This window comes from Bacillus sp. RC51, assembly GCF_044908115.1.
In the GTDB taxonomy this organism is placed as follows: domain Bacteria; phylum Bacillota; class Bacilli; order Bacillales; family Bacillaceae_G; genus Bacillus_A; species Bacillus_A mycoides.
In genome coordinates, this window is record NZ_JBIYCW010000001.1 from 865,640 (window position 1) to 879,683 (window position 14,044).

Sequence of the window (14,044 nt, forward strand, 5' to 3'; positions counted from 1 at the left end):
TTTATAGTTGTTGAAGTCAATAAAAGTAAAGGCAAGGACCTATTTGATATGTATAGTATGTTTTTGCCTTTATATTATAGTTAGTTTTGAAAAAAGTTTGATAAAAAGGTCTATTTTGTAGGGTAATTACCCATGCATAAAATAACACTAATTTTTTGTACACTGTTGCTATAAATTCTCGCGAGAGTTGGAAAATAGCCGGGTTTCCAACCTGATGTGGTGATGAGGTGCGAAGCTATTATGAGTGCAGTGACATAACTAGGAGGTTTCCACTATGACAGCTTTATTTAAAGCTATGGAGTTCCAGCTGAAAACTGAACGACTTGATCTGAGTATGTGGGAGGAATCCGATTCAGTCTGGATGAGAAAATTAATTGGCGAACGTGGTGTGGATATGCCAAACCTTGACGCCGTTGGTAGCAAGCTTATCGAGATGCGTAAGAGGGCAGTCGAAAATGGTATTTCCCTTCTCACTATCCGCCGACGAGACGAAGGTGATTTCATCGGATACTGTGGCTTGATTATCGGTCGTTCCACACTGGAAGAGCCGGAGATCGCATACGAGTTGCTCCGCAGTGCTCATGGCAAAGGCTATGCGACTGAGGCAGCATCTGTTGTTCTGGACGCTGCGATTGCTACGGGGCGCCACAGACTTTGGTCGACTGTAGGCGCTTGGAATGTTGCGTCCTTCCGGGTGTTAGAAAAGATAGGATTTAAGAGGCATCACAGTACGTGGGACGAGCGCGGTGAGATTGTTTGGAACGTACGCGACCTTTAGAAATCCCGGACCTAACTCGAAACTATTGAAAAGGAGAAGAGGTCATTAATTTGGGCGAGAATCCAGATAAAGATAAAAGAACTGATTTATAATCCAAATAGTGACAAACTATAACTGAAGCATGTTCTCCTTCCACATTCAGTAAAAGATAAGCCTTTTTATTAACAATGGGTATTTCGTGAACTCTCATTAAAACACTCTCTCGTCCTTTGTTTATCTTTAAGGCTGCCTCTAATCAAATTAGGATTTTTTATTTAATGTCCTCGAAAGCGGAGTACTGCCTTCGCACCGAGGCTTTGTCCTCCTCCAAAAACCAATCGAACGTTTCAAGTTATATATCTTTATTATACTGATTAAACTAAATATTTATTGTTTACTTATTTCATTCATTATGTAAATAAAAAGAATAATTTGCCCTCATAATGGACTAACTATCCTATAGATTATTATATGAATTTAATAAAATCGAGGTCTTCTTTTGTATACTCAACTATGTGTTGCTCTAAATGTGTAAATTCAGTGGATTTCTCTGATAATAATTTAAAAGTACCTGACATATTTAATAATAAATTCATGTATTCGTTTGTTAATTCTTTATTAGTCATTATTTTTCGTGTCCTTTATCAATTTAGTAATTATTTTATTACTAATATCAATGTTATGTAAATCGTGAGAGATGCAGTAGAGGAAAAGTTAAAGTTTTTTATGAGCGGTGAATAGAAAGATTATAAAATATTACTTTATACATAAAAAACTAATGAAGCCAATGTCTTTTTCGGTCATTATACTATTAATAATTTTATGGTAAAATCTTTTACATAATGAAATAAAGGGGTAGTACTCTATGGGTTATTTCTCAAATAGTTTATTAGTTTTGTTTGTTCTTATCGTATGTAGCTGTATGATTTTTGGTTGATAATATAATGATGGATTTATAAAAAAGAAGGTAATTCACAATGGTGAGATGCCTTCTTTTTCTTATTGAAGTATTGTTCTAGTCAGTTTAACGACGGTCAAAATTTTTTTGGAATAAAACAAAAAGGATGATAGGGAGTATTTACATGAAAACTATTTTAAATTACACGATTGAACCCCCTAAAGATTTCAATGAATTATTAACTATGTATGAATCTTTAGGATGGAATTCTCTTAAATTATCGGTTAACGAGTTAGAGCAAATGTGTAAACAAAGTTGGTATGTGATATATGCTTTTAAGGAGCAACAATTAATTGGGATGGGACGAGTAATATCAGATGGTGTAATAACGGGTATTATTTGCGGTGTATGTGTATTGCCAGAATATCAGTCCATGGGCATTGGAAAAGAAATAGTGGGACGATTAATCCAGCACTGTGAACAAAACAAAGTTATTCCCCAACTTATGTGTGTAGAAAATCTGCAATCTTACTATGAATCTATAGGGTTTAAGGCATTCTCTATTGGAATGACAAAACATATTATAAGATAGCGGGGCTTTATATTTTCGGTGTACTTGTACATATGTTCAAACTTTATCATAAAGGAGCATAAAGTTATGAAGATTGCTAAAGGGGTAGAGATGTTACATCTTGAATTTCAAGAGTATATTATTCACCCAATTCTTTTATGGGATGATGAAATGGCAGTTTTAATAGATGCTGGATTTCCTGGACAAATTGAAGATATACGAATAGAGATGGGGAAGGTTGGAGTATCGTTTGATAAACTAAAAGCCGTGATTTTGACGCATCAAGATATAGATCATATAGGTAGTCTTCCTGAACTATTACAAAACTGTGGAAGTAATATAAAAGTCTATGCTCACGATTTAGATAAGCCGTATATCGAGGGGGAGTTACCTTTGTTGAAGGATGCACAAGTACAGAATCCTCCGAAAGGAAAAGTGGATGATACTTTGGTTGACGGCCAAGAACTTCCATATTGCGGTGGTATTCTTATTATTCATACCCCAGGGCACACTCCTGGTCATATTAGTTTATATTTGAGACAAAGTAAAACTCTTATCGCTGGGGATTCAATGTATAGCGTAAACGGAATTTTAGGTGGAATTCATGCCCCAACTACTTTGGATATAAAAGAAGCGCAAAATTCTTTGAAGAAGTATTTAAATCTAGAAATTGATTCTGTAGTTTGTTACCATGGTGGAGTAAGTAAGGGGAATATAAATGCACAAATTCAAAAGCTGTAGATAAGAATTTTTTGTTAATCGGTGCTAAAGTATAATCTAATTGCTAGTATATAAATAAAACCCTTAAATTAATAAAGAGCATGTTTGAAGGAATTTCAAATGTGCTCTTTATTAAATATAATCAATTTAATTTTGATGACTTAATCCATTCCAATAAAACGAAACGATTTCTTTTGCTAATTCATCTATATTTGCAAGAGTAGGGTTGTGATTCTCATCTTTAAAATTCCCGATTGATAATAAAGCGACGAAAGCATGGGCAGCAAATTTAGGATTTCCTTTAGGAATTTCTCCAAGGAGAATTGCGTTATCTAGCGCTTTTTCCAACACTTCATACATGTTATCCTCGGCATTTTTTAATTCCTTTAATTGCTCTTCAGATAAAGAAAGTTTTGCATCTTTCATAAAATTATTCATATCAATATCCATCGTTGCGTGTAAGTATACTGTAGCAAAGTTCAATAATCTTGCTTCCAAGGTTTTATTCGTAGAGAGTATTTGATCCATATTTTCTCTTATTCGTACCATCATTTGAATCATAGTAGCGGTAAATAAATCCGCTTTTGTTGAATAGTAATAGTAGACGGTTGCTTTTGTAACACCACATTCTTTCGCGACCTCATCCATCGAAACAACTTGATAATTTTGAGTGAGAAATAACCTAGTTGCAACTTCTAAAATGATTTCTTTTGTAGACTTTGTATTTTTATTTTGACGAGGCCTTCCGAGAGGACGTTGTTTTTGATCCAAATACATTCGCTCCTGACATTTATTATTGAGATAATTATAACATAATTTTTTAATCATTCTTGATTAATTAACCGACCAGTATATATAATTAATGTTGGAGGAAAAAAGGAAGGTGGGGTTTTATGAAAAAGCACCCGTTACATATGTTAGGGAGGCTTGTAGCAGGGGAGAATACGCAATGGATAACTTTATCGGTATGGATTCTTATTACATTAGTACTTTCATTTACGTTACCACAAGTAAACAGTACGAAAGAACCGAATCCGAAAAATTTACCTGAAACAGCTATGTCACAGCAAGCTGAAGCACTTATGAAAAAAGAATTTCCTAATAATGCAGGAAACCCGTTGTTAGTTGTATGGCATCGGGATGGTGGATTAGAGTCAAAAGACTACAAATTAATACAGGACGTTTATAAAGAGTTAAAAACGGACTCTTTAAAAGAACAATCATTGTTACCACCATTTGATACAATTCCAGAGCAAGTATTATCAAAAAGTGCATCAAAAGATGGTACATCATTTGTCACACCAATATTTTTTAATAAATCTGCTGGAACGGATATATTAAAAGGTAATTTAGAAGAGTTACGAAAAATAGTAAATAGTAAAGTGGATGAAGATCCGTTCAAACAAAAAATTACCGACTCTGGTTTACATGTTCGATTATCTGGACCTGTAGGTATTCAAACGGATGCGGTAAGTTTATTTAGTCAAGCTGATGTGAAATTATTAGTTGCTACTGTACTACTAGTATTGGTTTTATTAATTTTACTGTACCGTTCACCAATTTTAGCAATTTTACCTTTACTCGTTGTTGGTTTTGCATACGGAATTATCAGTCCGACACTGGGCTTTTTAGCAGACAATGGATGGATTAAAGTAGATGCACAGGCTATCTCGATTATGACTGTCTTACTGTTTGGAGCAGGAACGGATTACTGTCTATTTTTAATTTCAAGATATAGGGAGTATCTGTTAGAAGAAGAAAGTAAATATAAAGCACTGCAACTTGCGATAAAAGCATCAGGTGGGGCAATTATAATGAGTGCATTAACTGTCGTACTTGGATTAGGAACATTATTACTTGCTCATTATGGAGCCTTTCATCGATTTGCAGTACCATTTAGTGTTGCTGTATCCATAATGGGGATTGCTGCTTTAACAATTCTTCCGGCATTTTTATTGATTTTTGGTAGAGTTGCATTTTTCCCATTCATACCGAGAACAACTTCGATGAATGAAGAGTTTGCAAGAAAGAAAAAGAAAGTAGTAAAAGTAAAAAATACTAAAGGGTTCTTTAGTAAAAAACTTGGGGATATTGTTGTACGTAAACCGTGGACAATTATTATGCTAACTGTATTTTTATTAGGAGGATTGGCTTCATTTGTACCACGTATTCAATACACGTACGATTTATTAGAATCATTCCCGAAAGATATGCCATCACGTGAAGGGTTTACATTAATTACTGATCATTTTTCAGCTGGAGAATTAGCACCGGTAAAGATTGTAGTTGATTCAAACGGAAAAGATTTACCTATTAAACAAGAAATAGAGAAATTATCTTTTGTTAATAAAGTGAAAGAGCCAATGAAGGGAAAAGAAAATAATCAATTGCAAATGTATGAAGTTTCTTTAGCGGAAAACCCATACTCAATTGAAGCATTAGATCAAATCCCTAAATTGAAAAATAGTGTAGAAAAGGTATTAAAAGATGAAGGAATTAGTAGAGCTGAGAATCATTTATGGATTGGCGGAGAAACAGCTTCCTTATATGATACAAAGCAAATTACTGAACGGGATGAAGCGGTTATTATTCCGGTTATGATTAGTATCATCGCTTTACTTTTACTCGTGTATTTACGTTCAATCGTTGCGATGATTTACTTAATTGTAACTGTCGTTTTATCTTTCTTCTCTGCATTAGGAGCAGGCTGGATTTTACTGCATTTCGGTATGGGAGCTCCCGCGATACAAGGCGCGATCCCATTATACGCATTCGTATTTTTAGTTGCTTTAGGAGAGGATTATAATATCTTTATGGTTTCTGAAATATGGAAGAATAAAAAGAAACAAAATCATTTAGAATCAGTTAAAAATGGTGTTATACAAACAGGTAGTGTAATTACATCCGCAGGTTTAATTTTAGCAGGAACATTTGCAGTGTTAGGCACACTTCCAATTCAAGTTCTTGTCCAATTTGGTATTGTAACTGCAATTGGTGTATTACTAGATACATTTATTGTAAGACCATTACTTGTACCAGCAATCACAGTTGTTTTAGGCCGCTTTGCTTTTTGGCCAGGGAAACTTTCTAAAAAGAGAGAAGAAGTACAAAAATTGGATGTATAATAGAGAAGAACCAAGGATATTTTCCTTGGCTCTTTTCTATGTAGTTCATTAATTTTTTGAAGTCAAATCATCAGTTACAACGTGATCAGCATCTTCAATGGTTGTTTCGGGCATTCCATATAAGCCGTTCATTGCTTGTTCTTCGATATTAAGATTTGCAGTATTATTATTTTGAATAGATGTAGTGTTTTCGATAACATTTTCTTTTTTATTTACATTTTTGTCATTCATGCTTGAATCCTCCAAACATCATTTGATTTATTAATAGTATGTGGATGGATTTCCAGAAATATGTGAACGAATTTCTGCAGATGTTATATAGTTAAATAAAAAGCTTAGTATTAAATTTAAACTGTAAGGAGTGAACAAGTGTGGTGAAAACAAGAAAGTTAGCCTTCTAAAATAAAAATAAAATTTTAGGAGGCTATTAAAATGAAGTTTCATGTAATTGACAGAGAAAATTGGAATAGAGAGCAGTATTTTGAACATTATTTAAAATTAAAGTGTTCGTTTAGTATGACAGCGAATGTTGATATTACGATGATGCTAGAGGAAATACATCAAAAGGAAATTAAATTTTATCCGACTTTTATTTATGTAATTTCTAGAGTGATAAATAAACATACAGAATTTCGAACATGTTTTAATGATGAAGGAGTTTTAGGGTATTGGGAGGAAATGATACCTAGTTATACAATCTTTCATAAAGATGATAAATCTTTTTCAAGTATATGGACGGATTATTCTAGCGATTTCCACATTTTCTATAAAAACTATGAAGAGGATATGAGATGTTATGCTAATGTTCATGGTTTCTTCACGAAAGAAAATATTCCGCCAAATATTTTTCCGATTTCTGGTATACCTTGGACTAGTTTTACAGGATTTAATTTAAATATTAATAATGATGGTGATTTTTTATTACCAATTATTACTTGTGGGAAATATTTCAATGATGGAAGCAGGGTTATGCTACCTGTTTCATTGCAAGTACATCATGCGGTTTGTGATGGATATCATGCGAGTCGATTTATAGAGGATTTACAGGAGCTAGCTAATACTTGTAACGAGTGGCTTAAGTAATATCTAATTATTAATTATATAAAATTGAAAATGAATAAGCGTTAAAATAAAAAGAAGAGAACATATGTATATTACATGTTCTCTTCTTTTTATTCATTCATACTAAGTAACAGTGGAAAATATAGGTTGATTTGTAGTTTAATAGTAAAGAGAGTGATTAGTTTTAAAATTCTTTATTTTATAATTATTTAAGGGTTCAAATGTTTTAATAGGGGGAAGGTAAAGTGAAATTCATACGTATTGAAAAAGATGAAATCCTAATTAATAATATGGCAAAATTGTATTGTAAAGCATTTGAGAAAACAAATTTTACTGAAATGATTGAGAGAATGAAAAGACATATAGAATATGCAGATTTTAAAGGTATAATAGCAATAAATGATGAAAATGAGGTAGTTGGTTTTACTTATGGTTATCGCTCATTAGAAGGGCAGTACTATAATCAATTAATGAGAGAAGCGTTAAATCTAGAACAAGCAGACGAATGGTTACAAGATTGTTTTGAATTTGTAGAGTTAGCAGTTCACCCACAATATCGAAATGAAGGTCTTGGAATGAAATTACATAATGAATTAATAGAAGGGATTTCAAATAGAACGAGTATTTTAACAACACAAATAAACAATGAAAAAGCGCGTTCTTTATATAAAAGATTGGATTGGATGGATGTATTAGAGCCATTTCACCCAAGTAAAAGTGATGTCCCATATGTAATAATGGGAAAAATATTAAAGACAAAAGTAAATTAATAACTATATCGTTCACAAAAGTTATCGGTTTATAACAATGAAGGGGAAAACAAAAATGACAATAATATCTATAGAAAAAGCTACAATTTTAGATGCTGAAAAGTTAACAGAAATAATGAAAAGAACATTTGATGAAGAAGCAAAGCGATGGTTATACGGCCAAGGTGATGTAATTGATTATAACATTCAACCGCCAGGATATTCTTCAGTTGAAATGATGAAATATTCAATTGAAGAATTGGATATTTACAAAGTGATAATGGATGAAAAAGTAATCGGGGGAATTATAGTTACGATCTCTGGTAAATCGTATGGAAGAATCGATCGTATTTTTGTAGAGCCTTTTCTTCAAGGAAAAGGAATTGGATCGCGGGTTATTAAGTTAATAGAAGAAAAATTTCCGAACATAAGGATTTGGGATCTTGAAACATCTAGTAGACAAATTAATAATCATCATTTTTATAAAAAAATGGGCTATGAAATAATTTTTAAATCTGAAGATGAGTATTGCTATGTAAAAAGAAAAAATGTAGATGCAGTTGGAGAGAACCTAATTAAAAATAAAGATATGAAAAATGGTCAATACGAAAACTGTAATTTGGTTAATACAGAATATTATCAAGTAAATTTAAAAAATAGTGCATTTGTTGGTAGTAATATAATGCATATGAATATGAGTAATTGTAATGTAAGTCAATCAAAGTTTAGAAATATAAATTTTAGAAATTCCTCATATGCAGATTTAAATCTTTCTAGTAGTAAATTTAATTTGGTGAAATTAGGTGGAGTGCAATTCCAAAATACAAGTCTTGGAGATGAGAAGGAACCTATTTCATTTGAAAACTGTGATTTGGAAGGTAGTACAATACATAATAGTAACCTGAAAAATATTAAAATAATAAATTGTGATATAACTGGTATGAAAATAAATGGTATTCCAATAGAAAATTTGCTTGAGTTGTATAATAGGGTAAAAAATTAAATAAAAAATCACTTAGCATATTCTAAGTGATTTTTTCATTTTGAACGAGAGGGAATATAAGAGATGATGTTCAAAAAGCGAATATTATATCGAAATAATTATATGAAAATAACACAAAGAAATAAGGGTTGGCAGGATTTTAATATGGGATATTAGAATATTATATTTGAATGGAGGGGGAAAAGATGGAGATTAACGTTAGAGCAGTAGAAACACAAGATGCTAGAGCAATTCATCGTATATGCATTCAAGATGATGTTTTACCATATATGGTTTTCCTACCTAGTATGCGTGTAGATGCAATGGAGAATAGAATTCGAAATTTAGCACAGAATCAATTTGAATTTGTAGCAGAATATGATGGAGAAGTTGTTGGATTTGTCGGTTTAACCCAAAGTCCAGGGCGAAGATCCCACTCGGGTGATTTATTCATCGGAGTAGATAGTGAGTATCACAATAAAGGAATTGGAAAAGTACTTCTTACAAAAATGCTTGATTTAGCTGATAATTGGCTAATGTTAGAACGAGTGGAACTTGGTGTATTAGAAACGAATCCTAGAGCCAAAGTATTATATGAAAAATTTGGATTTATCGAAGAGGGTGTAAAGGTTGGGAATTTGAGGGCTCATGGGAACTTTGTTAACGAAATCATGATGAGTCGTTTTAGACCAAATGGTTTGATTATACATAATAAATAGGGGGGTAAATTGAACAGAAATATCGATTTGTTTTGAAAAAAGTATGGCAAAAGGACGCCATACTTTTTTTAGTTTATTAAAAATAAAGAGCAATTTTTATTTAAAGGATGTTTTAACGGATGAAGCATTAGGAATCATCTTAATCCGGAAAGCATATGACTTAATAGAATCTATTTCTATGTGCAAGGGGAATGCATATGTGGAAATTTCAAAAACCTTGAAAAAACGATTGCATAAGTATATTTAAATTTTATTTATTTTCATACATAGTATAATTGAGCATTCAAGGAACAAGGAGTGATTGTAATGTCGACAGACCAACCTATTCCTGGACATTTTATTATGGACCCACAGCGAGCTATGCTGTTGCCACCGGAATTGAAAGCAGCTCCATCTGAATCATTAACAGAACAATTATTTATTGAACGATCTATAACTGAAAATAGATTTTGGTTACGTATTATGAAAGAGCATGCTTTGTTTCTTGGTGAGGGGTTTAATCGTAACGATAAAAATTTAATTCAGCAAGTAGAACAGTTTTATAATCAGTTTGATAGGCAGCTGCAAAAAGCATTTACTATTCCACAAACTGTTCAAGCGGTAAGGCAATTAAATGAAGAGAGCATTCAGTTAGTGTATGCTTTTCGTAATTATAAAAGAAACTTACTAATTTTAATCATCAATTGTAAAGTGAAAGGGTTTAATTTTCCACTTTTAGTGGATCATGTTGCACGAGAAGCGGAATATTTTATGCGGACACTTCAAAAGTTTAATGAAGGCAAGATGGATCCTATTCAAGATGCGATTATTAGCGAGAATGTTTTCTGGTTACGAATTATGATGGAACACTCACGTTTTATTGCTTCATTACTGGATCAATCGGAGAGAAATCTTGTTCATACAGCGTTGAAATTTGGAGATGATTTTGAAATTCTTCTTAATCAAGCTAGAGATGTTGAATCGATGTTATATCAAAAAGAACCGACATATCCGATTATAGGAAAAATGAATAAAGATAGTGAAAATGCTACTGTTGAGTTAAGGAATTTCAAAAAAGCAGGATTAGAGTTAATTCAAACATGCCAAATTCGAAATGTCATAAATCCATTGCTTGCTGATCATGTTACAAGAGAGGCAGAGCATTTCCTCTTTATGATTCATGTATTGGAGCAAAGGCTAAAGCAAAAGCAAGTGGAACAATCTCCGCAATAATAAATAAACAAGAAAAGCATGGCAAACTAATGTCATGCTTTTCTTGTTTATCCCGCTATTTGTGGGCAGTAAAACTCCCACTGATTAAAGTTTCACTTTATAAATTGTGATTCAATTGTTTCGGTTGTAATAAAAATATTGCTAATCCAATGAAAATAAGTAGAATTCCTAGTCCTTGCTGTAAAGAAATTGTTTCATCTAAAATGAAATAGGCTAAAATACAAGTTCCAATTGTCTCTCCTAAAATACTCATCGAGATAACAGTAGCGCTCATCCATTTTAATAACCAATTGAAAATTGTTTGTCCTAAAATCGTTGCAATGAATGCAAGACCTATAAAGGACCACCATGTTTGTGTAGTGTAATTGAAGAAAGATGACTGCTGTGTGTAAGCAAATATACCCAGAAAGAGTGAACTACTGCCATAACTAATTACCGAGTACGGTATTAGGGATAGGTCTTTACGAACATGTTGACTAATGAAAAAGTAAGCTGTTATGACGCCAGCAGCAATAAAAGCTAAAATATCGCCGTATAAAGCCTCACCACTAATTTGAAAATCTTGCCACCCAATCACGATACTTCCTGAAATTGCAATAAGGCAGCCTATAATTGCACCTTTCGTAAACCGTTCCTTAAATAAAAAATAACCACCGACCATTGAAAATAAAGGTTGCAACGTTACAATAACTGTAGAACTTGCTACAGAAGTATACTGTAATGATTCAAACCATAGTACATAATGAGCTGCTAGAAATAATCCAGATAAGAGTCCAAATCCCCAGTGCTTTTTTGATAATGAGCAAAGTTCGCTTCGATTGTTTGTATTAAATATTAGAAACGGTAAAAGAATTACCGTAGCAAACAATAATCGATAAAAAGCAGTGATTGCTGCAGGGGCATCTGCTATTTTTACGAAGATTGCTGAAGTAGATAAGGCGAACACACCGAAAAATAAGATGAAATATGAAAGAATAGGTGATTTCAAAGTTTGTCCCTCCGTTTGATTGTTTATTATAATGAACTGTATATAATATAATGTACAAAAGTTAGTATATAAGCCTAAGATGAAATAAGGAAGGATTAATTGCCACTGTTTAGTATGTCAGCACAAAAGGAACGAAAGATGTATTATGATGGACGAAAGGAAGTTGTAACAATGATTCATTATCGACTAGGTCAAACTGTTTTAAGTTATCGTAAGAAAAATAATATGACAATTCGTAAATTTGCTGATTATGCAGGAATCAGTACTTCACTTATTAGTCAAATTGAAAGAGGACATGCCAATCCTTCTTTAAATGTATTGGAATTAATAGCGAAAGCATTAAATGTACCGCTGTTTACTCTTTTTATTAATGATATTGATACAGACTCACTTATTTCTAAGAAGAAAGATCGGAAAAAAGTATATCGAGAAAATAATGATCATATTGTTTATGATGTGTTAACACCAGATTTTATGAAAGCTCGCATTGAAATGTTAATGATGGATTTAAACGGATATGCAAATACAACAGAAAGTCACTATTCCCACGAAGATAAGGAAGAAATTGCAGTTGTAATGAAAGGGGAAGTGTATGTGGAATTGGAAGGGAATGAATATTTTTTAGAAGAAGGAGATGTTGTGCGTATTCCACCGAACGTGAAACATAGATTTTTGAATAAGAGTGATGAAATGAATCACATCTTATTTGTATTAACACCTTCGTTAAGCTAAGGAAGTAGCTTAAGGATACATACTAAGTGGTAACATAATAGAAAGTATCAATTACATAAAGATTCGCGTGTATAATAAAACAACTATCTATAAATACATACACATTTGATTTTCACTTTGTATGTTTAAGAAGATGAGAGGCTTGACGAAAAATTAAGATAGTTCCATGACTATCAAACCAAATAATTCAGATAAACAAAGAGTGAAAATTTTTAAGGCTTTGGCAGGAGTAAAACGAGAGATTGTTCGTTATTTATTTCATAATCAAAACAAACACAATTGTGGAAGATTGAGACTGCATTAGGGATGAATAAGTATCATCTCAAAATATTATTAGAAGCAAATTTAATTCTTGTTGAGCGACAGGGGCAATTTAAATTTATAGCTGTAAAGGAGGAAACTTTTCAAGAGTTTTCACCTGGCTTTTTGCCGACTTTGTAGATGCTGAAAAGTCATTTTTATTAGGGGGGAAGAGCGGATAATAATGGGAAATATAAATGTATTAAAAGATGGGCTCTCAATTATATCTCAATGTAAAAAAGAAACAAATGATATTTGGCATGCACATTTCGGAGCAGCTGCCATTGCTAGTTATTTTTTTACGAAAAACAATAACATTGATGAAAAAACTGCCTGTAACATTTATTCTCAAGCGAAAATGATGCTCCATAAGCAAAGGTTAGGCGAAACAATTGATAATAAACAAGGTGTCGATTATCAAAGTGCTGAAGAAACGATAATCAAATCTTTGGAACAAACGATTGATGAACTCCATTGGGTTGGTCATAATGTAATTTACGCTTCTTTAAGTTTACTAGCCATTAAGGAGTTAAGTCATTGGGGGAGTGAGCAAGATATTAATAATATAGCAAACCTTATATTATCGTTTCAAAAAACAATTCCCGGTAGATCTTGGATTGGTTTTACAACTAAAGAAGTAAAGCGACTAATTATAAATAATGAGGAGATTCAAAGCGAAATTAAAAACCCGAAGCAATTATCTGAATTTATTTTAAATGAGTTATCTAAATTTAATGTTATATATAAGGCAGAATCACATCACGATTTAATTGGTCATATGCTTACCTTCTCACATGCGATTAATATATTATATGACTTAGGGCATATAGAATTATTTCAACGAGGAATAAAACCACTATTAAAGCTAGTTTATGTACTTAGAAAAAGTCGCAATTTAATGCCGAATGCCCAAATAATATTGAATTCTCCTGTAGATCGTTTACCTCTCACAAAAGCAAAACAAGTTGATACACTTCCGCTAGATAATGCATTCTGGCTTAAAGACTACAGCGAATTTAATTGGGATTTTGGGCACATATTTAAATTTTCATATAGTTATTTTGATCACTTAACAAGGGTTCCAGTATATAAAGATAAAACATTTGAGAAATTCTGTTGTATTATTAATGAGTAAAAGTGTCTAACTTTAAATTAATAGTAAATGGCACACATTCATAAACTAACATAGTTATAAAAAATGGTAGGAAATTATAATGACCTGTAATAAT

The 14,044-nt window shown here is 32.3% G+C and carries 14 protein-coding genes and 1 pseudogene; 11 read left to right on the top strand and 4 right to left on the bottom strand.

Translation table 11 applies throughout. From position 1 onward, the window contains the following. The first annotated feature begins 274 nt into the window (after nt 1-274). Complete coding sequence (locus tag ABH959_RS04430) at nt 275-778, top strand: GNAT family N-acetyltransferase (RefSeq protein ID WP_113936543.1); 504 nt, start codon at nt 275-277, stop codon at nt 776-778. Between the two features lie 482 nt (nt 779-1,260). On the opposite strand, the pseudogene ABH959_RS04435 reads toward ABH959_RS04430, so the two are convergent. After that, nucleotides 1,261-1,383 (bottom strand): annotated as a pseudogene (locus ABH959_RS04435) (MarR family winged helix-turn-helix transcriptional regulator); the annotation flags it as partial. Between the two features lie 456 nt (nt 1,384-1,839). Here ABH959_RS04435 and ABH959_RS04440 point away from each other — a divergent pair. After that, on the top strand, nt 1,840-2,247 hold the full coding sequence (locus ABH959_RS04440; protein WP_113936542.1) for a GNAT family N-acetyltransferase: 408 nt from the start codon (nt 1,840-1,842) through the stop codon (nt 2,245-2,247). 66 nt (nt 2,248-2,313) lie between these two features. Beyond that, complete coding sequence (locus tag ABH959_RS04445; RefSeq protein WP_113936541.1) at nt 2,314-2,967, top strand: MBL fold metallo-hydrolase; 654 nt, start codon at nt 2,314-2,316, stop codon at nt 2,965-2,967. A gap of 126 nt (nt 2,968-3,093) precedes the next feature. On the opposite strand, the gene ABH959_RS04450 is transcribed toward ABH959_RS04445, so the two are convergent. After that, nucleotides 3,094-3,717, bottom strand: coding sequence for a TetR/AcrR family transcriptional regulator (locus ABH959_RS04450; protein ID WP_113936540.1), 624 nt, complete (start codon nt 3,715-3,717; stop codon nt 3,094-3,096). A gap of 122 nt (nt 3,718-3,839) precedes the next feature. On the opposite strand from ABH959_RS04450, the gene ABH959_RS04455 reads away from it, so the two are divergent. Further along, entirely contained in the window at nt 3,840-6,071 is a 2,232-nt protein-coding gene (locus tag ABH959_RS04455; protein ID WP_113936539.1) for an MMPL family transporter, read from the top strand. Between the two features lie 48 nt (nt 6,072-6,119). On the opposite strand, the gene ABH959_RS04460 is transcribed toward ABH959_RS04455, so the two are convergent. Next, entirely contained in the window at nt 6,120-6,302 is a 183-nt protein-coding gene (locus tag ABH959_RS04460) for a DUF4021 domain-containing protein (protein ID WP_002012828.1), read from the bottom strand. Between the two features lie 201 nt (nt 6,303-6,503). Between ABH959_RS04460 and catA the strand changes: the two genes are divergently transcribed. The 5 genes from catA to ABH959_RS04485 all read left to right on the top strand — a co-directional run bounded on the left by catA (nt 6,504) and on the right by ABH959_RS04485 (nt 10,795). Next, complete coding sequence (catA, locus tag ABH959_RS04465; RefSeq protein ID WP_002085665.1) at nt 6,504-7,154, top strand: type A chloramphenicol O-acetyltransferase; 651 nt, start codon at nt 6,504-6,506, stop codon at nt 7,152-7,154. Between the two features lie 224 nt (nt 7,155-7,378). Next, the gene (locus ABH959_RS04470) at nt 7,379-7,903 is read left to right on the top strand and encodes a GNAT family N-acetyltransferase (protein ID WP_113936538.1); all 525 of its coding nucleotides are present in this window, start codon (nt 7,379-7,381) and stop codon (nt 7,901-7,903) included. 37 nt (nt 7,904-7,940) lie between these two features. Next, complete coding sequence (locus ABH959_RS04475) at nt 7,941-8,885, top strand: GNAT family N-acetyltransferase (RefSeq protein WP_181777904.1); 945 nt, start codon at nt 7,941-7,943, stop codon at nt 8,883-8,885. A gap of 185 nt (nt 8,886-9,070) precedes the next feature. Further along, nucleotides 9,071-9,583 (top strand): GNAT family N-acetyltransferase, encoded by a 513-nt coding sequence (locus tag ABH959_RS04480; RefSeq protein WP_113936536.1) that lies wholly within the window; start codon nt 9,071-9,073, stop codon nt 9,581-9,583. Between the two features lie 306 nt (nt 9,584-9,889). Further along, the gene (locus ABH959_RS04485; protein WP_002165842.1) at nt 9,890-10,795 is read left to right on the top strand and encodes a DUF2935 domain-containing protein; all 906 of its coding nucleotides are present in this window, start codon (nt 9,890-9,892) and stop codon (nt 10,793-10,795) included. Between the two features lie 97 nt (nt 10,796-10,892). Here ABH959_RS04485 and ABH959_RS04490 read toward each other — a convergent pair whose 3' ends face one another. Beyond that, nucleotides 10,893-11,783, bottom strand: a complete 891-nt coding sequence (locus ABH959_RS04490) for a DMT family transporter (RefSeq protein WP_113936534.1) — start codon at nt 11,781-11,783, stop codon at nt 10,893-10,895. Nucleotides 11,784-11,897: 114 nt separating this feature from the next. On the opposite strand from ABH959_RS04490, the gene ABH959_RS04495 reads away from it, so the two are divergent. Together ABH959_RS04495 and ABH959_RS04500 are read left to right on the top strand one after the other, a co-directional pair. Beyond that, complete coding sequence (locus tag ABH959_RS04495; RefSeq protein WP_181777906.1) at nt 11,898-12,515, top strand: XRE family transcriptional regulator; 618 nt, start codon at nt 11,898-11,900, stop codon at nt 12,513-12,515. A gap of 484 nt (nt 12,516-12,999) precedes the next feature. Further along, nucleotides 13,000-13,950 (top strand): hypothetical protein, encoded by a 951-nt coding sequence (locus ABH959_RS04500; RefSeq protein ID WP_113936532.1) that lies wholly within the window; start codon nt 13,000-13,002, stop codon nt 13,948-13,950. Nucleotides 13,951-14,044: the final 94 nt, after the last annotated feature.

Bases quoted from the DNA above. Each gene is read 5' to 3' on its own strand.
- catA (WP_002085665.1), top strand. From the start codon at position 6,504: ATGAAGTTTCATGTAATTGACAGAGAAAATTGGAATAGAGAGCAGTAT.
- ABH959_RS04475 (WP_181777904.1), top strand. From the start codon at position 7,941: ATGAAGGGGAAAACAAAAATGACAATAATATCTATAGAAAAAGCTACA.
- ABH959_RS04445 (WP_113936541.1), top strand. From the start codon at position 2,314: ATGAAGATTGCTAAAGGGGTAGAGATGTTACATCTTGAATTTCAAGAG.
- ABH959_RS04495 (WP_181777906.1), top strand. From the start codon at position 11,898: ATGTCAGCACAAAAGGAACGAAAGATGTATTATGATGGACGAAAGGAA.
- ABH959_RS04455 (WP_113936539.1), top strand. From the start codon at position 3,840: ATGAAAAAGCACCCGTTACATATGTTAGGGAGGCTTGTAGCAGGGGAG.
- ABH959_RS04440 (WP_113936542.1), top strand. From the start codon at position 1,840: ATGAAAACTATTTTAAATTACACGATTGAACCCCCTAAAGATTTCAAT.
- ABH959_RS04485 (WP_002165842.1), top strand. From the start codon at position 9,890: ATGTCGACAGACCAACCTATTCCTGGACATTTTATTATGGACCCACAG.
- ABH959_RS04500 (WP_113936532.1), top strand. From the start codon at position 13,000: ATGGGAAATATAAATGTATTAAAAGATGGGCTCTCAATTATATCTCAA.
- ABH959_RS04460 (WP_002012828.1), bottom strand. From the start codon at position 6,302: ATGAATGACAAAAATGTAAATAAAAAAGAAAATGTTATCGAAAACACT.
- ABH959_RS04430 (WP_113936543.1), top strand. From the start codon at position 275: ATGACAGCTTTATTTAAAGCTATGGAGTTCCAGCTGAAAACTGAACGA.
- ABH959_RS04480 (WP_113936536.1), top strand. From the start codon at position 9,071: ATGGAGATTAACGTTAGAGCAGTAGAAACACAAGATGCTAGAGCAATT.